We start from the raw sequence: 18758 nt of genomic DNA, 5'->3' as shown, positions 1-18758 counted from the left end.
GTTGCCGGCCCTGTCGATCACCGGGGTCTCCCTGGGCTGACCAGCCAAAACCCCTCCGAGTGGCCAGCCTGATCGGCGGCCAGGTCTGGGTCCGCCGCCTCTGCGGGACCCAGACCTGGCCGCCGATTCGTCGGTGGGAGGGATGGCCGAATGTTGCGTTGAACACCCCGCCATTGGAAACGACATCGGTTATGGTTTTCAATAGAGTTGAAAATCAATGTCGTTAGGCCATGGAGGATCCGGGTGAAACGTACAGGGACAGCCGCACTCGCGGTCGGTCTGACCGCACTGGCGGTCGGGCTCGCCGGCTGCGGGGCCGCCACCGGCACGCAGCTCGCGGCCAGTGGCAAGCTGACCGTGGTGGCCACCACCACCCAGGTCGCCGACTTCGCCCGCCAGGTCGGCGGTTCGCGCGTACAGGTCACGCAGATCCTCAAACCGAACGTCGACCCGCACGACTACGACCCGTCGCCGGCCGACATCGCCACCATCGGCAAGGCCAAGCTCGTCGTCAAGAACGGTGTTGACCTGGAGAAATGGCTGGACCAAACGATCTCGTCGGCTGGTTTCAGCGGAACCGTGGTGGACACCAGCGCGGGCGTGAGCGTACGCAAGGGCAACGGCACCGACGAGGAGAAGGTCGGCGACCCGCACATCTGGCACAGCCCGTTGAACGCGATCATCATGTCGACCGACATCGAGAAGGCGTTCGCGAAGGCCGACCCGGCCGGCGCGTCGGCGTACCAGGCGAACCTCACCGCGTACGTGGCGAAGCTGCGCGCCCTCGACACGGACATCGCGAAGAAGATCGACACGCTGCCGGCGGACGACCGCAAGCTGGTCACCAACCACGACGCCTTCGGCTACTACATCGACCGCTACCACCTGCAGTTCGTTGGTTCGGTGATCCCGAGCTTCGACACCTCCGCCGAGTTGTCCGGCAAGGACATCCAGAACCTGGTCGCCCAGATCAAGGCCACCCACACCAAGGCGATCTTCTCGGAGAGCTCGCTGCCGCCCAAGACCGCGGCCACGATCGCGCAGGAAGCCGGGGTGAAGGTCGAGGCCGGGGAGGACTCTTTGTACGGTGACACTCTCGGCCCAGCAGGTTCGGCCGGCGCCACTTACCTCCAGATGGAAGAGCACAACACCGACGTGATCGTCAATGCCCTCAAATAACGAACCCACCCTCGTCTTCGACCGGGTCACCGTCGCGTACGGATCCGTGCTCGCCCTTCAGGACGTGCACGGGGAAGTGCGGGCCGGCGAGGCGGTCGCGCTGGTCGGCCCGAACGGCGCCGGCAAGTCAACGCTGATCAAGGCCATCCTCGGCCTGGTGCCGGTGGCCCGTGGCGCGATCACCGTGCTCGGCGGGTCGCCGGCGGCGTCCCGGTCCAAGGTCGCGTACGTGCCGCAGGCCGACACCCTCGACGAGGACTTCCCGATCTCCGCCGCCGGCGTTGTCCTTATGGGCCGCTATCGCAGCGTCGGCTGGCTGCGGCGGCCCGGTCGTACGGACAAGGCCATCGCCGCCGACGCGCTCGATCAGGTCGGTTTGGCCGACCGGGCGAAAGACCGGTTCGGGACCTTGTCCGGCGGCCAGCGCCAGCGCGTACTGCTGGCCCGCGCGATCGCCCAGCAGCCCAAGTTGCTGCTGCTCGACGAGCCGTTCAACGGCGTTGACGCGGTCAGCCAGGACGCGCTGCTGGCCGCGGTCGCGAAACTCAAGGCCGATGGCGCCGCTGTCGTGGTGAGTACGCACGACCTCGCGCTCGCGCATGTCTCCTGCGAAGAGGTCTGCCTGCTCAACAAGCACCAGTTCGGTTTCGGTCCGCCGGACGCGACGCTGACGCCCGAGCTGCTGCAGGCCGCGTACGGCGGGCAGGCGTTGGAACTGCACGGCGACCACGTGATCGTGTCCCGTCCGTGAGCGCCTACCTCATCGACCCGTTCTCGCTGCCGTTCATGGCCCGCGCGCTCCTTGAGCTGTGCATCCTGGGCGTGCTCGGTGGGGTGGTCAGCGCATTCGTGCTGCTGCGCAAGCTCGCCTTCGCCGCTGACACGCTGACGCACACGGTTTTCCCGGGCGTGGTGATCGGGTTTGTGGCTGCCGGCGAGGGCGGCATCTTCGTCGGCGCGTTGATCGCCGGCGTACTGACCGCCGTCGCGCTGACCGTCCTCACTGCCGCTCGCCGGGTCAGCTCCGACGCGGCTCTGGCGGTCCTGCTGACGGCGATGTTCTCCGTCGGAGTCGTCGTCGTCTCACGGCAGACCGAATACACGTCCGATCTGACGACATTCCTGTTTGGCCACGTGCTGACCGTTTCGGGGTCGCAACTCGTACAGACCGCCGTACTGGCCGCGATCGTCGTACTCACCCTGGTGGTGATCGGCAAGGAACTGGTCCTTCGCGCCTTCGACGGCGTCGGGGCGCGGGCCGCCGGCTATCCGGTCGCCGCTCTTGACCTGGTGCTGAACGTGCTGGTCGCGCTGGTCGTGGTGGCCGCTGTGCAGGCGGTTGGCACGGTGCTGGTGATCGCGCTGTTGATCGTGCCGGCGGCGACCGGCCGGCTGCTGGTCGACCGGCTGGGGCTGGTGGTCGGGATCGGCTGCGTGGTCGGGGTGCTCGGTGGCTATGCCGGTCTGGTGATCAGTTTCGGCGCATCCGTGTACGGAGGCGTGCGCCTATCGTCCGGCGCCACCGTGGTGTTGGCGCTGGTCGCCGCGTACGTGCTGGCTCTTGCTTACGCAGGTGTCCGGAGAGTGGTGGTCGCGCGATGAGCTCTTACCTCGTACGAGCGGTCCTGGAGGTCGCCATGGTCGGCGGGCTCGCCGGCGTGGTCGGCGTGCACGTGGTGCTCCGGCGGCTGTCCTTCTTCACGATGGCGATGACGCACGCGACCTTCCCGGGAGTGGTACTGGCCGCGCTGATCGGCGCCAACCTCTACCTCGGCGGCGCGGTCGTCGGACTGCTGGTCGCTTTCGCCGTCTCCGCCCTGTCTCGCCGCCAAGACACCACCGCCGCCACCGGCGTGGTGCTGTCCGCCGGTTTCGCGCTCGGCGTGGCGCTGCTGTCGGCGCAGGCCGGCTTCACCAAAGACCTCTCCGCGTACCTGGTCGGCTCTGTTTTGACCGTCCAAGTCTCGGATCTGGTCACCACCGGGGCCATCGCACTGGTGGTGCTGGTGGTTCTTTTCGCTCTGCACAAGGAACTCGTCTTCGGCGCTTTCGACTCCGGCGGCATGCGCGCGGCCGGCTACCGCGTCGGCGCTCTCGACCTGCTGGTGCTGGTCCTCGTCGAAGCTGTCGTCGTCACCGCCGTACCGGCCGTCGGCACGATCCTTTCCGTCGCCCTCATCGTCGCTCCGGCTGCCGCCGCTCGGCTGTGGACCGATCGCATCGGCGTGACGACAGTGATCGCTGTGGTGATCGGTGTCGGCTCCGGGCTCGGCGGCCTGCTGATTTCCAGCGAGGCCAACGTGGCCGCCGGCGGTGCCATCACTTTGCTCGCCGCGCTGGCTTTCGTTGTTTCCCTGCTGCTGTCGCCGCGCTATGGCGCGTTGGCGCGCCTCCTGCCGTCGGCCCGGGTGTCGTTGTAGCCTCGCGGTCATTTCTGCACAATCGGATTCCGATTGTGCAGGTCTACCTAGGGTGCGGCGCGAAACTGTCGTACCGTCGTGACATTTTGAGCCCCGCCCTTTCAGAAGGGTGGGGGGTGGGTGGCGGGTTTTCATTACGTAAGTTGACGCGCGCGCGAGATAAGCGCGCGTTCAACCCGGCGGCGCCGCGTTGGTCGGGTTAGCGATTCGGAGTTCATGCCTTGCTCCGCTCCGCTCCCTGAATAGCCGCCACCGGATCGGCCGCGTGGGTGATCGACCGGCCGATGACCAGGTGATCGGCGCCGGCCCGGATCGCCTCGGCGGGAGTGGCCGATCTCGCGTGTTCGGTTGTCGGGTCCAACGTGATGCCGGGCGTGACGATCAGGGTTTCCTTGTTGATGACCGTACGCAGCAGGTGGATTTCCCGCGGTGACGCCACCATGGCCGGGCAGCCGGCTTTTTCGGCGAGTTGTGCCAGTCGTACGACCTGGGATTCGACCGACGACCGGACGCCGACCTGTGCCAGGTCGGCGTCGGTGAGGCTGGTGACGACGGTCAGTGCCGCGATTTTCAGGCCCGGGTAGTCTTTTGCCGCTTCGACCGCGGCTTCCATGATCGTTGCCCCGGCCATCGCGTGGACCGTCACCATGGTCACGCCAAGCGCGCCAGCGGCTCGTACGGCGTGGGCGACCGAGGTCGGGATCTCGAACAGTTTGAGATCGAGGAAGACCTCTTTGCCTGCTCCGATCAGTTCGCGGATCACCTCCGGCCCGACGGCGGTGAGCAACTCCAGCCCGACCTTGTAGAACCCGCAGGCGTCACCCAGCTTCTCGACGATGTCGTCAGCGGCCTGCCGGTTGTCAAAATCCAGCGCCACGATGATGCTCATGTCCGCAGATTCTGCCCGCTGTTCCTGTCGTACGCGCCTGGAAGTCTCGAGTTCGGGGGCACCATTTTGCGGCGCCCCCGAAATCGCTGCTAGCAGATGACGTTGACCGCGCTGGTGAGATCCGCGGTGTTCGCGTCCAGGTTGGTCTCCACCCACTGACCCACGTAGCCGCTCTGCAGCCAGTCGCCGCCCTGGCCGTCCTGGTCCAGCCAGAGGAGCTGGACCGCGTTGCCGTAGGTGCGGACTGAGTGGGTGTGGAACGCGATTCCCGCGGGCAGTTGGGTAAAGCCGCAGTGCGGCGCTTCCCACCTGGCGCCGTTCCCGAACGTGCCGGTGTAAAGGCAGACCTTGCCGTACGTGCATTCGTAGCTTGCCGCCGCCGGGCTGCTGGTGACCAGCACCGAAGCGGCGACGCTCGCCAGCATCGCGGCGGCGATGGCTATCTTGCCTAACTTGCGTGTCATGTGACCTCCGGGTAGGTGTGGATCGCCGGTCACTGTAGCGCTAAAAGTCTAGCCGCGATGGGCGCCTGGGCGGCGCAGTGCGGACGTGGAGCGTACGACGGCGGCCGCGACGGCCGTGGTGATCGGTACGGACAACACCAGGGCGATCGCTCCCACCAGACTGCGGATCAGCTCCACCGCCACCTGGTCACTGGTCAGTACGGTGCCCAGCGACTGCTGCGAGAGCGTGAAAAGCAGCATGATCGGCAGCGCGGATCCGGCGTACGCGAGCACCAGCGTATAAACCGCGGACGCGATATGGTCGCGGCCGATTCGCATGCCCAGCGCGAAAAGTTGCCGCGGGGTCGCGGTCGGGTCGGTCTCCGCCATCGTCCACACCGCGGAGGCCTGCGTGACGGTCACGTCGTTCAGCACGCCCAGCGCGCCGATCAGGAAGCCACACAACAACAATCCGGAGACTGGTACGGATTTGGTCGCCACCTGCAAAGCGGCGGCGTCTTCGCCGGACAGCCCGGAGATATGGGTTGCGGCGACCGCGATCGCCGACAGTGCGGCGCTGATGCCGAGCCCGAGCAGCGTGCCCAGCAGAGCCGTCGAGGTCTGGGCCGTACGACCGTGGGCCAAATACAGCACCGCGAAAAGAATCGCCGACGAGGCCACCAGGCCGACCAGAACGGGGGAGCGGCCGGCAAGCAGTGCTGGGATAAGGAAAAGCAGCACGATCGCGACCGCCACCGCGATGCCGACCAACGCGGCCAAGCCTTTCCAACGGGCGACCGCGATCACGACGGCCGCGAAGAGCAAAGCGAAAACAATCAGGGCCGGGCCGCGGGCCACGTCGTTGAAGGAATAGACAACGCCGTCGGCGGTCGTACGGGCCAGGGTGATCCGCTCGCCGGTCGCCAGTAGGGGTGTGCCGGTGACACCGCCGACATCGATGGTCACCTGCTTGCCGGTGTCCGGGCCGCTGGTGACGGACACCGCGGCTCGCTGGCATTGGCCGGCTGCGCCGCCCTGGTTGGCCGTGCCGCTGTCCGGGCAGGCCTGCGTGGTGATCGAAGTGACGGTCCCGTCCACGATCTGGGCCTGGCCGGTGACAAAGGGCTGATACTGCGGAGGCACGCCGACATGCGTGCCGCCGTACGGATAGAGGAAAAGCAAACCGATCAGGGTCGCCAGCCCCATCGGCAGCAGGGTGGCGAGCAGCACCAGGCGGGCCTGCCGACTGGCTGGCGCGGGCGGTCCATGTCCGTGTCCGTGCCCCGCCCCCACCGATGCCTCAAATCAGCTTGTAGACCGCGAGGGCCACGATCGCGAGCACCACCAGCAACCGCAGCAGCCGCTCGATCCCGCTGCGCTGCTCCCAGCCAAGCAGCAACAGCCACCCGCCGATGGCCGCGATGAGCAGCAACGGGATGGCGCCAAGCAAGCCCGGGCCGGCCAGCCCGAGCACCACCAGCCCACCGAACAGCCCGATCAGCAGGAACCGCGGCACCCGCGACAGCCGTACGGCGACGCCAGCCGTGCGCTCCTGCAGGACTCCCCGCCACTCCGCCACAACCAGCTCCACCCGTCTCCCGTAGCCTGAACAGCTGCTCACCATCCTCGCAGGAGGCATTTCCTTGATCGTCGTCAGCCGGTTCCAGACCGCCGAAACGGGGTTCCCCGAGCGGGCCCGTGCCGCTTTGGACGCCTTCGCGGCGTGCGCCGGTTTCGAGCGCGGCCGGCTCGGTCGGGCCGCCGACGATCCGACGCTGTGGACGGTCGTCACCGAGTGGAAGTCCGTCGGCGCGTTCCGCCGCGCCCTCTCGTCGTACGACGTGAAGCTGTACGCCTCGCCGCTGCTGTCCGAGGCGATCCCGGAGTCCGGCGCGTACGAGGTGCTGCTGTCGTTGAACCCAAACGACTCCGGCGGCGTGGACGTCATTGAGGCGGCCAGCGGGCTGGCTCCGGACGCTGGGTCGGTACGCGTCGGGGAAGCGTCCGGTCCGGTGCCGGGCGACCGGGACTGACCGTGGCTTGCGTCCCGATGTGCCCGGGTCACCGGGCGCCTTACGCAATTCGCTAGCCTTGAAAGCAGCAATAACGAACACTTGAACTGTTGTGGACTTGAGTGTTCCGCCGACCGCCAGCCGGATGGAGAGAGAATTATGGCCGATCTCGTGGAAACCGTTGTCAGCCTCTGCAAACGTAGGGGATTCGTGTTCGCCTCCGGGGAGATCTACGGCGGCACCCGATCGGCTTGGGACTACGGCCCACTTGGCGTCGAGCTGAAGGAAAACATCCGGCGCCAGTGGTGGAAGTCGATGGTCACCGGCCGGGACGACATCGTCGGTCTGGACTCGGCCGTCATCCTGCCCAAAGACGTGTGGGTCGCGTCCGGTCACGTCGAGGTCTTCACCGACCCGCTGACCGAATGCCAGTCCTGCCACAAGCGGTTCCGGGCGGACCACCTCGAAGAGGAGTACGCGGAGCGCAAGGGCCGTCAGCCGGCCAACGGCCTGCAGGACATCCCCTGTCCGAACTGTGGCACCAAAGGCGCGTGGACCGAGCCGCGCAATTTCAACGGCCTGCTGCGTACGTTCCTCGGTGCGGTCGACGATGATTCGGGCCTGCACTACCTGCGGCCGGAAACCGCGCAGGGCATTTTCGTCAACTTCTCCAACGTGATGACCGCGGCCCGGAAAAAGCCGCCGTTCGGCATCGCGCAGACCGGCAAGAGCTTCCGGAACGAGATCACCCCGGGAAACTTCATCTTCCGGACTCGCGAGTTCGAACAAATGGAGATGGAGTTCTTCGTCGAGCCGGGCACCGACGAGAAATGGCACCAGTATTGGATCGACACTCGTACGGACTGGTATGCCGACCTTGGCATCTCCCGCGACAACCTCCGGCTTTATGAGCACCCGAAGGAAAAACTGTCGCACTATTCGACCCGTACGGTGGACATCGAATACCGCTTCCGGCTGGCCGGCTCGGAGTGGGGCGAGCTGGAGGGCGTCGCCAACCGGACCGACTACGACCTGTCCACCCACTCGAAGGCGTCCGGCTCCGACCTTTCCTATTTCGACCAGGAAAAGAAGGTCCGCTGGACGCCGTACGTGATCGAGCCGGCGGCCGGCATCGGCCGGTCGATGATGGCGTTCCTGCTCGACGCGTACACCGAGGACAAGGCGCCCAACGCCAAGGGCGGCGAGGACACCCGGGTGTCGCTGCGGCTGGACCCGCGGCTGGCCCCGGTCAAGGCCGCGGTGCTGCCGCTCTCGCGCAACTCCGACCTGTCGCCCAAGGCCCGCGATCTTGCCGCTGAGCTGCGCAAACACTGGAACGTCGATTTCGATGACGCGGGTGCGATCGGGCGCCGCTATCGCCGCCAGGACGAGATTGGTACGCCGTACTGCATCACGATCGACTTCGACACGCTGGAGGACAACGCGGTCACCATCCGGGAACGCGACGAGATGACCCAGGAGCGGATCTCCCTGGATCAGGTCGTCGGCTACCTCGGTGCCCGCCTGATCGGCTGCTGACTTCGGTCCGCAACGCCCCGCTATCCGCGTGAGCCGCAGGTAGCGGGGCGTTGCGGATTTTCAGTTGTCGCCGAAGTAGTCGCCGGCCATCTGGAGCGACGACTCGACGGTGTCGAATCCGCGCGGGACCATCACACTCTCGTACGATGCGACCGCCTCGATCAGCGACTTTTCGCCGCGACCGGCACAAAGCAGCTCCTCCGCCAGCGTCTGCGCGTCCCGCAGGGCGGTGTTCGCACCCGCCCCACCAGTGGGCGGCATGGTGTGGATCGCGTCGCCCAGCAGCGTGACCGGACCCGACTCCCACGGTTGCACGCGATCGGCGGCCCGGATGGTGACCGGGAAGAACGTCTCCGGGTCGGCGTGCCCGAAAAGCTCCCGTACGGTCGGGTGCCAGCCGGTGGTGGCCTGGAGCGTGATCTTCCACAGCTCTTCCGGCGAGAGCTGGAAAAGCTCCTGATCCGTGAGGCCCATCCGCTCGGGTGTCGCGGTCAGCACGGTCATCAGGTAGTCGGCGGTGCCCTCGACCGGGGTACGCAGGCGTACCGACCCGAAAGCGGCGCCATAGCCGGTTTGGTCCGCGATCCAGGAAAACCCGCGGTCGAAGTCTTCCGACAGCAGCTTGTCGGTCTCCTCGTTGAGCCACATCCGGCCGTAAATGCACCGGATGCCGAGGTCCTTCAAGGTGGCGTGCGGAAGCAGCTGCTGGCGAACCGTGGAACCGACGCCGTCGGCCCCAATCAGCAGGTCGGCCTCGTCGCTGCTGCCGTCGCTGAACTCGACTCGTACGCGCCCGGCCTCATCGACCTGGTAGCCGGCCAGCGTCCGGCCGAACTGAATGGTGTCGTCCAGCCCGGTCAGCAGGCTCTGCCGGAACGCGAACCGGTCGACCGCGAAGATGAACGAGTCCCGGTCTTCCTGGGTCGAGGGGAACTCCTGGGCCATGATTTGCTGCAGCTGGTCCGTGTAGCCGGCCACCAGGCCGGCCGCATAGCGGCTGCCCGCGCTGGTCCGTAGCGCCAGGTCGAACACCTCCGGCGGCAGACAGGCAGCCAGCGCCGCGTTGCCGTTCATGTCGATGTGGATGCGGTAGCCCTGGTTGCGGGCCCGCGCAGAGCCGGTGGCGATGCCACGGGTCGTCATCGCCGGGTCGCGTTCGTAGACGACCACGTCCAAGCCGCCGCCGCGCAGCGCGTGGGCCAGCGCCAGACCACCGATGCCGGCGCCGGCGATGATGATGCGCGGTTTATTCGTTGCCATTTGCTCAATCCTCTCGTTTGACCCCGTCAGTATTACCTTTATGGATAACTTAGTCAACCATCTGTCTAATTAGTCGGGAAGCGGCTAAGGTCGTACCTGTGAGCAACGAAACTCGCCGCAGCCCGACCGGGCCGGCCCGGCAGCGGGACGCCGAGCGCACCAAGCGGGCGATCCTGGAGTCGGCGAGAGTGGAGTTCGCGCAGTTCGGGTATGCCGGCGCGCGGGTCGGCCGAATCGCCGACCGGGCGGGCGTCAACAAGCAGCTGATCTCGTACTACTTCGGCGGCAAGCAGGGGCTCCGCGATGCCGTTGACCAGGCCTGGTGGGACAGCCAGCCGGCGTTGTATCCGCAAGGCGTGCCGTTGGCCGAGGTGGCCGCGAACTACGCCAGGGCGGCCGCCGCCAACCCAGACGGGATCCGGCTGCTGATCTGGGAGGCCATGGGCGACACCGGCCCGGGTGATGGTGGCTCAGGTGACGCCGGCTCTGATCCTGCCGGCTCTGATCCTGCCGACGCGGAGGAGACCAGCACCCTGCGGACCGAGTGGATGGGGCAGTTCGTCGAGGACATCCGGGCCAGGCAGCGGACCGGCGAGATGCCGCCCGGCGTCGACCCCCGAGTGCTCGGCCTGATGATGTTCGCCGCGGCGGCGGCGCCGGTCGCCTTCGCGCCGGTCGCCGCCGCCATGGGGATCGAGAAGTCGCAAACCGCCGACTGGTACGCCGATCAGCTCACCCTGCTCGTACGCGCGCTGTCTCCCTGACCACGACAGGACGACAAAGTCACTGGTGCGGGCCTGACATCCGTCATGGGGCAGGGGTGATGCATGCGCTGCGAAACTGTCGGCCCGAGCGGGCAGGCTCAGGGGCATGGCAATCACATCGCAGATCCGCCCGGCGGACTCGGCCGATTCAGCGGCTGGGCAGGTCACGCCGGCGGTCCGGCTGACCGGGTTGACGAAGAAATACAAGGCGGTCACCGCGGTCGACGCGCTCGACCTCACCCTCGAACCCGGCCAGGTCGTCGCTCTGCTGGGGCCGAACGGCGCCGGCAAGTCCACCACCGTGGACATGATGCTCGGACTGACCCGTCCGACCAGCGGCCAGATCGCGCTGTTCGGCCAGTCCGTGCGGCAAGCCGCCGACGCCGGCATGGTCGGCGCGATGTTGCAGAACAGCCAGCTGCCGGACGACGTGACGGTCGCCGAGTTGGTCAACCTCTATGCGGGGCTGCATCGCAAGCCGCTCCCACTGGACCTGGTGCTGGACCGCGCCGGCATCGCTGACCTGGCCAAACGTCGTACGGCCAAGCTGTCTGGCGGGCAGAAGCAGCGGGTCCGGTTCGCGCTCGCCATCGTCGCCGACCCGCGGCTGTTGGTGCTGGACGAGCCGACCGCGGCGATGGACGTGCAGAGCCGCCGCGACTTCTGGGCCGCGATGCGCCGGCTGACCGGCGGTGGCCGGACGATCATCTTCGCCACCCACTACCTGGAAGAGGCTGACGAGTTCGCCGACCGGATCGTGCTGCTGCGAGCCGGGAAGGTGGTCGCCGACGGCAGTGGGGCGCAGATCAAGTCGGCGGTCTCCGGCCGGCAGGTGGCGGCCACCGTGCCGGGCGCGACATTGCAGTCGCTGGCCGGCTTGCCCGGGGTCGAGGAGGCCACTCTCGTCGGCGACCGGGCGACGATGCGCTGCTCGGACTCCGACGCGGCGATTCGGGCGCTGCTGCCGGCCTACCCGCAGGCCACCGACATCGAGATTCGCAGCCTGGGCCTGGAAGAGGCGTTCCTGGCTCTCACCACGGAGGAAGCGAAATGAACGCGCGCTACACCATGCTGGAAATCCGCCGGATCCTGCGGCAACCAAGGTTCTTCCTGTTCGGCGTCGGGATCCCGGCGGTGATGTTCACCCTGCTGGCCAGCCTGTACGGGTCAGCCAACATGGGCGGCATCGCGGCGGTGAAAAGCACGATGGCGAGCATGGCCGCCTTCGGTGCGATGACCGCGGCGATCAACGTTGGCGGCCGGGTCGCCAACGAGCGCGCCACCGGGTGGAACCGGCTGCTTCGCCTGACGCCGCTGAAACCGTATGCGTATGTGGCGACAAAACTGCTGGTCGCGCTCATGATCGCGTTGCCAGCGATCCTGGTGGTGTATGGGCTGGGTGCCTTCGTCTTCGGCGTGCACCTGCCGCTGACGGTCTGGCTGCAGAGCAGCATCGGGCTCTGGCTCGGCACCATCCCGTTCGGGGTGCTCGGCCTGTTCGTCGGCTACCTGGCCACCGCGGACACCTCGGCGATGATCTCCAGCGCGGTCTTCCTCTGCCTGAGCATGTTCGGCGGCCTCTGGTTCCCAGTGCAGTACATGCCGTCTTTCATGGCCGTTATCGCGAAGCTGACCCCGTCGTACTGGCTGGGTGAGCTGGCTCGGGACCCGCTGGCTGCGGCTGGCGTCAACCTGCAGGCGGTCGGCACCATGCTGGTGTGGACCGTGGTGATCGGCGTGTTCGCGATGTGGGCGTACAGGCGGGATACTTCTCGGGCATGACTGCCACCACGGTCGACAAGGACCCCGGCGACCGCGACCAGCGGCCAGCCGGGCCTTCCGGCTGCGAGCCGGCGAGCATTCCGGTCGTCACCGGCCGCGACCGGCCCGGTTGGTGGCCGGTACGCGCGAAGCCGGGTGGCGGCTTGGGCAACGGCCGGTTCGGCTGGGTCTACGGCGCCATCTGGCAGGCATACCTGGCGATCCCGATGTTCTTCCTCTGGTTCCGGCCAAACGGACCGTGGAAGTGGATCGGCATCGTCGCGCTGACCCTGTTCGCGGTGGTCTACACCGCGACTTTCGCGTTGAACCGGCGCTGGCGGAACCGCAAACCGTTTATCAAGGGGGAGCGCTGGCTTTCGCTGCTGGTGCTGGCCGGGCTGGCCGCCCTGGTGGTGCCGGGCGGTGAGGTCGCCGGGCTCTACACCTACCTTTATGTGGCGGTCGCCGGCGTGGCGATGCTGTCCACCATCGAGGCGGTCATCGTCGCGGTCATCTGCATCGGCAGCGCCTCGCTGGTCGGCTATCTGAACCATTGGGACGGCTGGGAGTTTCTGGCGCTCACCTCGTTGTCGGCCACTTTCGGCATGTGGGGAGTCGGCAAGATCATCCAGCAGTCGATCGCGCTCCGGCAGGCCAACGAGCAGATCCGCGACCTCGCCATCGCCGACGAGCGCGCCCGGGTGGCCCGCGACCTGCATGACGTCCTTGGCCACTCGCTGACGGTCATCTCGGTCAAGGCCGAGCTGGCCAGCCGGCTCGCCGAGATCGACCCGCGACGTGCCGGCGCCGAGATCGCCGATGTGCACCAGCTCGCCCGGGACGCGCTGGCCGAGGTGCGTACGACCGTGGCCGGCTTCCGGGAAGGCTCGCTGGCCGGGGAGCTGGCCGGCGCCCGGGCGGCGCTGACCGCGGCCGGCATCGAGCCCGACCTGCCGTCCAGCGCCGACCAGGTGACCGGCGCCCGCCGCCAGTTGTTCGGGTGGGCGCTGCGCGAGGGGGTCACCAACGTCGTCCGGCACAGCGGGGCGAGACTTTGCCGGGTGACCCTGACGAGCAAGAGCATCGAGATCGCCGACGACGGCGCCGGGCCGGTGACCACCGACGGCTCGCTGGCCGGCGGCCATGGGTTGGTGGGGCTGGGGGAGCGAGTGGCCGCGGCCGACGCCGAGCTCACCATCGGCCGTTCGCCGGAGGGCGGTTTTCTGTTGCGGGTCACCACCTCATGACCACGATCAAGGTCCTGCTGGCCGACGACCAGCAGCTCGTACGGGGAGCGTTGGCCGCGCTGCTGGCACTGGAGCCGGACATCGACGTGGTCGCCGAGGTCGGCCGCGGCGACGAGGTGGTCGCGGCGGCCCGCGAACACCGGCCGGACGTGGCGCTGCTGGACGTGGAGATGCCCGGCATGGACGGCATCGCGGCCAGCAAGGCACTGCGGGCCGCGGTGCCGTCTTGCCGAGTGCTGATCGTGACGACCTTCGGCCGCCCCGGCTACCTGCGCCGCGCGATGGAGTCCGGCGCGAGCGGCTTCGTGGTGAAGGACACGCCCGCTCGCGAGCTGGCCGATGCGGTCCGCCGGGTGCGCAATGGCCTCCGGGTCGTCGACCCGTCGCTGGCCGCCGAGAGCCTCGCCACCGGCCAGAGCCCGCTCACCGCCCGCGAGGCGGATGTCCTCAAGGCCGCCCGCGACGGCGGCACCGTCGCGGATTTGGCGTACCAACTGGGCCTCAGCGAGGGCACGGTCCGCAACCACCTGTCGTCCGCGATCGGCAAGACCGGCGCCCGTACGCGCGCCGAAGCCGTCCGCCTCGCCGAGGAGAACGGCTGGCTGCTGGGCGCCGGCGCTTAGAGCCGGCCGCCCGCTTCCTGTTTCCTATACTCGGCGGTGACCGGTATGCGGACTGGAGAAGGAGAAACGCCGTGCAGTTGCTTCGCCTGGGCGAACCCGGGGCCGAGCGTCCCGCCGTGCGCTCTGACGGCACCACGTACGACCTGACCAGCGTCACGCCGGACATCACCGGTGACTTCCTGGCCGCCGACGGCATCGCGTCGGTACGGGACGCGCTCGCCGACGGCCGGCTGGACATCATCGACAACCCGGACGCGCTGCGGACCGGGGCGCCGATCGCGAAGCCGTCCGCGGTGCTGTGCATTGGGCAGAACTACGCGGCGCACGCGGCCGAGTCCGGCGCCCAGCCGCCGAAGCAGCCGATCCTGTTTTTCAAGCACCCCAACACCGTCGTCGGCCCGAAGGACCAGGTGCTGCTGCCGCGCGGATCATCCAAAGTGGACTGGGAGGTGGAGCTGGGAGTGGTGATCGGCAAGCGTGCTCGCTACTTGTCGTCGCCCGACCAGGCCCTGGACCATGTGGCTGGCTATGTGCTGAGCAACGACGTTTCCGAGCGGTCCTTCCAGATCGAGCAGTCCGGCGGGCAGTGGTCCAAGGGCAAGTGCTGCGAGACCTTCAACCCGCTGGGGCCGTATTTGTTGACGGCGGACGAGCTCGTCGACCCGCAGAAACTTGGGCTGCGGTCCTGGGTGAACGGCGAGCTGCGGCAGGACTCCTCCACCGCGGACATGATCTTCTCGGTCGCGCACCTGGTCTACGACCTCTCGCAGTATTTGGTGCTGGAGCCCGGTGACCTGCTCAACACCGGGACGCCGGAAGGCGTCGCACTGTCCGGGCGGTTCCCGTTCCTGGCCGCCGGCGACGTGATGGAGGTTGAGATCGACGGCCTCGGCCGGCAGCGTCAGGAACTCGTCGCGAGCTGAGTCTGTCAAGGCCCGGAACCAATCTGTCGATTCCGGGCCTTGGCTGTTGATCACCGCCTTTCGCTGCTGTACGAGCAGAGGCATGTGGGTGAACAAGCTGCGAGTCATCGTGTTGGTCGGCGCGTTACTGGCCGCTGGGTTGGTCGCCGGGGTCGCACCCGGCCCGGCGGCCGCCGCCGACCGGCGGTCCGCCACAGCACTGCCTTACCCGAACCGGGACGCGTACCGGATCAAGTCCCTGCAACCGGATTTCTGGCCGAACAAACAGGAAATCGCCGGCAACAACACCGGTGGCGTGGCGATGAACCTGATCTGGGCCACCTGGCAGGCGACCCAGACAGCGGCCCCCTGCGGCAGCGGCCAGCAGGAGTACGACGGGCAGTGCTTCACCGTGCCGGCCGACACCGACGCGGCGATCCAGCAGTGGACCGCGCTTGGCCTGGTCGTCACGGGTGTCCTCTACGGGACACCGGCGTGGGCCCGGCAGGGCAAGGTGTGCTCGCCGGTGGCGGCCGGCTTCGACATCTTCTGTACGCCGAACAACGCGGCCGACTTCGGGCGGTTCGCCGGGATGTTGGCGCAGCGGTACGACGGTCAGCACGGGCACGGCCGGGTAGCGGACTTCGTGCTGGACAACGAGGTCAACACCAACGCGTGGTTCGACATCGGCTGCGGCCAGGGCGTCGCGTGCGACCAGACGCAGTGGCTGAACGAGATCGCCAACAACTACAACGCCGGCTACGACAAAATCACCCTCGAGCAGTCGACGGCGAAGGTGCTGGTGTCGTTGGACCAACAGTTCGGCTCCCAACTGGACGCCCCCGCGTCGTACGACGGCACCCTCTCCGGCGAGACCGTCATCCGCGGCCTGGCGGCCCGGGCTGGCGACCGGCAGTGGCGGGTCGCCATCCACCCGTACGCGCATCCGTTGAGCAGCACGGTCTTCGGACCGGACGACTTCCCGTACGTCACCTATGGCGATGTCGGAGTGGTCGAGGGTTGGCTGCGGGCCACCTTCCCGGACCGTCCGACCAGCTGGGATGTTGAGCTGACCGAGAGTGGGGTGAACTCGACGCCGTCGACCCTGCAGCAGCAGGCGACGGCGATTTGTACGGGCTTTCGGAACATCCTCGGCACGCCCGGAATCAGCAACTACGTCTACCACCGGATGACCGACCAGCCCAACGAGGGCGTCTCGCTCGGCCTGCACAACAGCGACGGCAGCGCGAAGCCGTCGTGGGCGGTGTGGGCGCTGGCGAACCGCAACGATCTGAACCCGCCGCAGCTGTCCTGCGGCTTCGAGCAGCTGCCCTACACCAAGCTGGTCCGCGGCTACAACGCCAGCCGCGGCCACTGGGCGTCCACCCGGCAGCTGCCCAGCGGCTTCGGCGCCGAGCAGAGCTGGCACTTGTTCCGCGACCAGCAGCCCGGCTCGATCCTGCTGTACGAGTGCATGGTCGGCGCGCCAGGTCAGGGCCACAACCTGCTGAGCCAGGACTCGAACTGCGAGAACCTGCAGCCGCTCGGGCCGGTGGGCTACGCGTACACCTCGCAAGTCAGCGGCAGCGTTCCGCTCTATCGCTGCTATGTCCCCGGCAATGGTGACCACTTCGTCTCCGGTGACGCGCACTGTGAGGGGCAGCGCACCGAGTCATTGCTCGGGTACGTGATGCCGTAGATATCCTGGGCGTATGACGATCGCGGCAGGGGTAGGCGTACGGCCGTTGCGGCTGGGGCCGATCCAGGCGTGGCCGCCGGTGGTGCTGGCGCCGATGGCGGGCATCACCAACCCGCCGTTTCGGCGGCTCTGTCGCGAGCACGGCGCCGGCCTGTACGTGTGCGAGATGATCACCACGCGAGCGCTGGTCGAGCGCAACGAGAAGACCCTGAAGATGGTCCGGTTCGACCCGGACGAGCGGCCCCGTTCGGTCCAGCTCTACGGCGTCGACCCTGGGGTGGTTGGCGCGGCCGTACGGATGATCGTCGACGAGGACCTCGCCGACCACATCGACCTGAATTTCGGCTGCCCGGTACCAAAGGTCACCCGGCGCGGTGGCGGGTCGGCGCTGCCGTGGCGGTGGCGGCTGTTCGAGCGGATCGTCACCACCGCGGTCCGCGAGGCCGGTCCGGACATCCCGGTCACCGTGAAGATGCGCAAGGGCATCGACCCCGACCACCTCACGTTCGTACGAGCCGGCCGGATCGCCCAGGAGGCCGGCGTGGCCGCGGTCGCGCTGCATGGGCGTACGGCAGCGGACATGTATTCGGGCACCGCGGACTGGTCCGCGATCGGCGAGCTGGCGGCCGCGCTGGACGTGCCGGTGCTGGGTAACGGCGACATCTGGGAAGCCGACGACGCCTTGCGGATGGTCGAGCAGACCGGTTGCGCGGGCGTGGTCGTCGGCCGCGGCTGCCTCGGCCGGCCCTGGCTGTTCGCCGACCTCGCGGCCGCCTTCGACGGCCGGTCCGAGCGGGCCCTGCCGGGCCTGCGCGCGGTCGCTGGGGTGATGCGCCGGCACGCCGAGCTGTTGTCCGAGCACCTCGGCGAGCAGCGCGGGGTGACCGACTTCCGCAAGCACGTTTCCTGGTATTTGAAGGGATTCCGGGTCGGTGGCGACACTCGCCGGGCGCTCGGGATGGCCGCCGGGCTGGCCGAGCTGGACGACCTGCTCGGCACTCTCGACCTCGACCAGCCGTATCCACGTTCGGAGCTCGGGGTGCCCCGCGGGCGCAGCACCGGCATCCGCAAGGTGAGCCTGCCGGACGGCTGGTTGGCCTCCGCCGACTGCGCGGACGCGCCCTTCGGCGCCGAGCTCGACACCTCGGGAGGCTGACCGTGCGCCCGATTGACCTTGATTTGATCGTCGAGCTGTACGAGAAGTATGCGGAGCCGCTCGCGGACGCCCGGAACGCGCAGCGTGAGCTGCTGGCGAGGTTCCGCGGCCCGATCAAGGCGCAACTGGACGACATCGAGGCGGAAATCACGTACTTGCTCGTACGGGACACCCGCCCGGAGACGGTCGTCGAGATCGGCGCGCTGCACGGCTGGTCGGCCAGTTGGATCCTGCGGGCGCTGGTCGACAACGGGACCGGGCACCTGTTCTCGTACGACCTGATCGACAGCTCCGAGCGGACCGTGCCGGCCGAGTTGGCGGCGGGGCGGCGGACGTTCCTCCACGGCGATGTCAAGGACCGCTGGCGGGAGCTGGAGTCCTCGCCCGACTACGTCTTCATCGACGCGGCTCACAGTGGGCGCTTCGCCCGCTGGTATCTGGAGCACCTGTTCCCCGGGCTGCGCAGCGGCGTCCGGGTCAGCGTGCACGACGTGTTCCACTTTCGCCGGCCGGTGCCGCTGAGCGAGGGCGCGGTGCTGATGCGCCACCTCGGTCGCCACGGCATGCCGTATTTCACCGCCGCTCCGGCCCGGGCCCGGCAGACGTACCAGCGGCTGCTGGAGCTACGCCGGGACCTGAAGCTGGATCAACCGGTGCGTAAGAGCACGGACAACCCGATGGTCTACTTCACCCTTGGGTAGTGGTGATATCAAACTCTGCTTTATCGGTCCCGTACGGCTGAATCGGTGTGGCTGCTCACAGCTGAGCTGCGGCGGGGGCCGCTGATAACTAACCTCATGGCACACCCCCATGTGTGGCCCGGTGTGTTGGAGGCACCCCTTCGACGCGGCCGGGCCGTTGCCG

At 67.9% G+C, this 18758-nt stretch carries 20 protein-coding genes; 15 read left to right on the top strand and 5 right to left on the bottom strand.

All coding sequences use genetic code 11. The features are described from left to right. The first annotated feature begins 243 nt into the window (after positions 1–243). From ABD301_RS41505 to ABD301_RS41490, 4 genes are read left to right on the top strand one after another with little or no spacing between them, the layout of a single operon-like run. Complete coding sequence (locus ABD301_RS41505) at positions 244–1179, top strand: metal ABC transporter substrate-binding protein (RefSeq protein WP_163572807.1); 936 nt, start codon at positions 244–246, stop codon at positions 1177–1179. Then, positions 1166–1930, top strand: a complete 765-nt coding sequence (locus ABD301_RS41500; RefSeq protein WP_163572806.1) for a metal ABC transporter ATP-binding protein — start codon at positions 1166–1168, stop codon at positions 1928–1930. The genes ABD301_RS41505 and ABD301_RS41500 overlap by 14 nt, the downstream gene beginning before the upstream one ends. Further along, a complete protein-coding gene (locus tag ABD301_RS41495) occupies positions 1927–2781 on the top strand; it encodes a metal ABC transporter permease (protein WP_279582710.1) in 855 nt (284 codons plus the stop codon). The genes ABD301_RS41500 and ABD301_RS41495 overlap by 4 nt, the downstream gene beginning before the upstream one ends. Continuing rightward, positions 2778–3599 carry a metal ABC transporter permease gene (locus ABD301_RS41490; RefSeq protein WP_163572805.1) on the top strand — a complete coding sequence of 274 codons (822 nt, stop codon included), beginning with the start codon at positions 2778–2780 and terminating at the stop codon, positions 3597–3599. The genes ABD301_RS41495 and ABD301_RS41490 overlap by 4 nt, the downstream gene beginning before the upstream one ends. Before the next feature lie 214 nt (positions 3600–3813). On the opposite strand, the gene pyrF is transcribed toward ABD301_RS41490, so the two are convergent. The 4 genes from pyrF to ABD301_RS41470 form a co-directional block, all read right to left on the bottom strand. After that, positions 3814–4488, bottom strand: a complete 675-nt coding sequence (pyrF, locus tag ABD301_RS41485; RefSeq protein WP_344315499.1) for an orotidine-5'-phosphate decarboxylase — start codon at positions 4486–4488, stop codon at positions 3814–3816. Between the two features lie 89 nt (positions 4489–4577). Further along, positions 4578–4952 (bottom strand): hypothetical protein, encoded by a 375-nt coding sequence (locus ABD301_RS41480; protein WP_163572804.1) that lies wholly within the window; start codon positions 4950–4952, stop codon positions 4578–4580. Positions 4953–5000: 48 nt separating this feature from the next. Then, positions 5001–6161, bottom strand: a complete 1161-nt coding sequence (locus ABD301_RS41475; protein ID WP_344315497.1) for a YibE/F family protein — start codon at positions 6159–6161, stop codon at positions 5001–5003. Positions 6162–6231: 70 nt separating this feature from the next. Beyond that, positions 6232–6522 (bottom strand): DUF6703 family protein, encoded by a 291-nt coding sequence (locus tag ABD301_RS41470; protein WP_344315496.1) that lies wholly within the window; start codon positions 6520–6522, stop codon positions 6232–6234. Positions 6523–6574: 52 nt separating this feature from the next. Here ABD301_RS41470 and ABD301_RS41465 point away from each other — a divergent pair, with 52 nt between their 5' ends. Both ABD301_RS41465 and ABD301_RS41460 read left to right on the top strand, forming a co-directional pair. Further along, positions 6575–6964, top strand: a complete 390-nt coding sequence (locus ABD301_RS41465) for an antibiotic biosynthesis monooxygenase (protein ID WP_344315495.1) — start codon at positions 6575–6577, stop codon at positions 6962–6964. 138 nt (positions 6965–7102) lie between these two features. Next, entirely contained in the window at positions 7103–8482 is a 1380-nt protein-coding gene (locus ABD301_RS41460) for a glycine--tRNA ligase (protein WP_163572802.1), read from the top strand. A gap of 60 nt (positions 8483–8542) precedes the next feature. Here the strand turns inward: ABD301_RS41460 and ABD301_RS41455 are convergent, their stop codons facing one another. Further along, a complete protein-coding gene (locus tag ABD301_RS41455) occupies positions 8543–9742 on the bottom strand; it encodes an FAD-dependent oxidoreductase (RefSeq protein ID WP_344315494.1) in 1200 nt (399 codons plus the stop codon). A 98-nt stretch (positions 9743–9840) separates the two neighbouring features. Between ABD301_RS41455 and ABD301_RS41450 the strand changes: the two genes are divergently transcribed. The 9 genes from ABD301_RS41450 (at position 9841) to ABD301_RS41410 (ending at position 18595) form a co-directional block, all read left to right on the top strand. Continuing rightward, positions 9841–10506, top strand: coding sequence for a TetR/AcrR family transcriptional regulator (locus tag ABD301_RS41450; RefSeq protein ID WP_344315493.1), 666 nt, complete (start codon positions 9841–9843; stop codon positions 10504–10506). Between the two features lie 106 nt (positions 10507–10612). Continuing rightward, positions 10613–11560, top strand: coding sequence for an ABC transporter ATP-binding protein (locus ABD301_RS41445; RefSeq protein WP_344315492.1), 948 nt, complete (start codon positions 10613–10615; stop codon positions 11558–11560). Beyond that, positions 11557–12288, top strand: coding sequence for an ABC transporter permease (locus ABD301_RS41440; RefSeq protein ID WP_163572799.1), 732 nt, complete (start codon positions 11557–11559; stop codon positions 12286–12288). Before ABD301_RS41445 ends, ABD301_RS41440 begins: the two co-directional genes overlap by 4 nt. Further along, positions 12285–13514: a sensor histidine kinase gene (locus ABD301_RS41435; protein ID WP_344315491.1), complete on the top strand. Its 1230-nt coding sequence runs from the start codon at positions 12285–12287 to the stop codon at positions 13512–13514. The genes ABD301_RS41440 and ABD301_RS41435 overlap by 4 nt, the downstream gene beginning before the upstream one ends. Then, positions 13511–14137 (top strand): response regulator, encoded by a 627-nt coding sequence (locus ABD301_RS41430; protein WP_344315489.1) that lies wholly within the window; start codon positions 13511–13513, stop codon positions 14135–14137. The genes ABD301_RS41435 and ABD301_RS41430 overlap by 4 nt, the downstream gene beginning before the upstream one ends. Before the next feature lie 71 nt (positions 14138–14208). Further along, positions 14209–15060: a fumarylacetoacetate hydrolase family protein gene (locus tag ABD301_RS41425; RefSeq protein WP_344315488.1), complete on the top strand. Its 852-nt coding sequence runs from the start codon at positions 14209–14211 to the stop codon at positions 15058–15060. 88 nt (positions 15061–15148) lie between these two features. Beyond that, positions 15149–16738, top strand: coding sequence for a DUF5722 domain-containing protein (locus tag ABD301_RS41420; RefSeq protein WP_344315487.1), 1590 nt, complete (start codon positions 15149–15151; stop codon positions 16736–16738). A gap of 13 nt (positions 16739–16751) precedes the next feature. Next, a complete protein-coding gene (gene dusB / locus ABD301_RS41415) occupies positions 16752–17894 on the top strand; it encodes a tRNA dihydrouridine synthase DusB (protein ID WP_344315486.1) in 1143 nt (380 codons plus the stop codon). Between the two features lie 2 nt (positions 17895–17896). Next, positions 17897–18595, top strand: a complete 699-nt coding sequence (locus ABD301_RS41410; RefSeq protein WP_163572798.1) for a class I SAM-dependent methyltransferase — start codon at positions 17897–17899, stop codon at positions 18593–18595. The last annotated feature ends 163 nt before the right edge of the window (positions 18596–18758 follow it).

Source organism: Fodinicola feengrottensis (genome assembly GCF_039530045.1).
Classification (GTDB): domain Bacteria; phylum Actinomycetota; class Actinomycetes; order Mycobacteriales; family HKI-0501; genus Fodinicola; species Fodinicola feengrottensis.
This window is presented reverse-complemented; position numbering and strand designations above follow the sequence as displayed.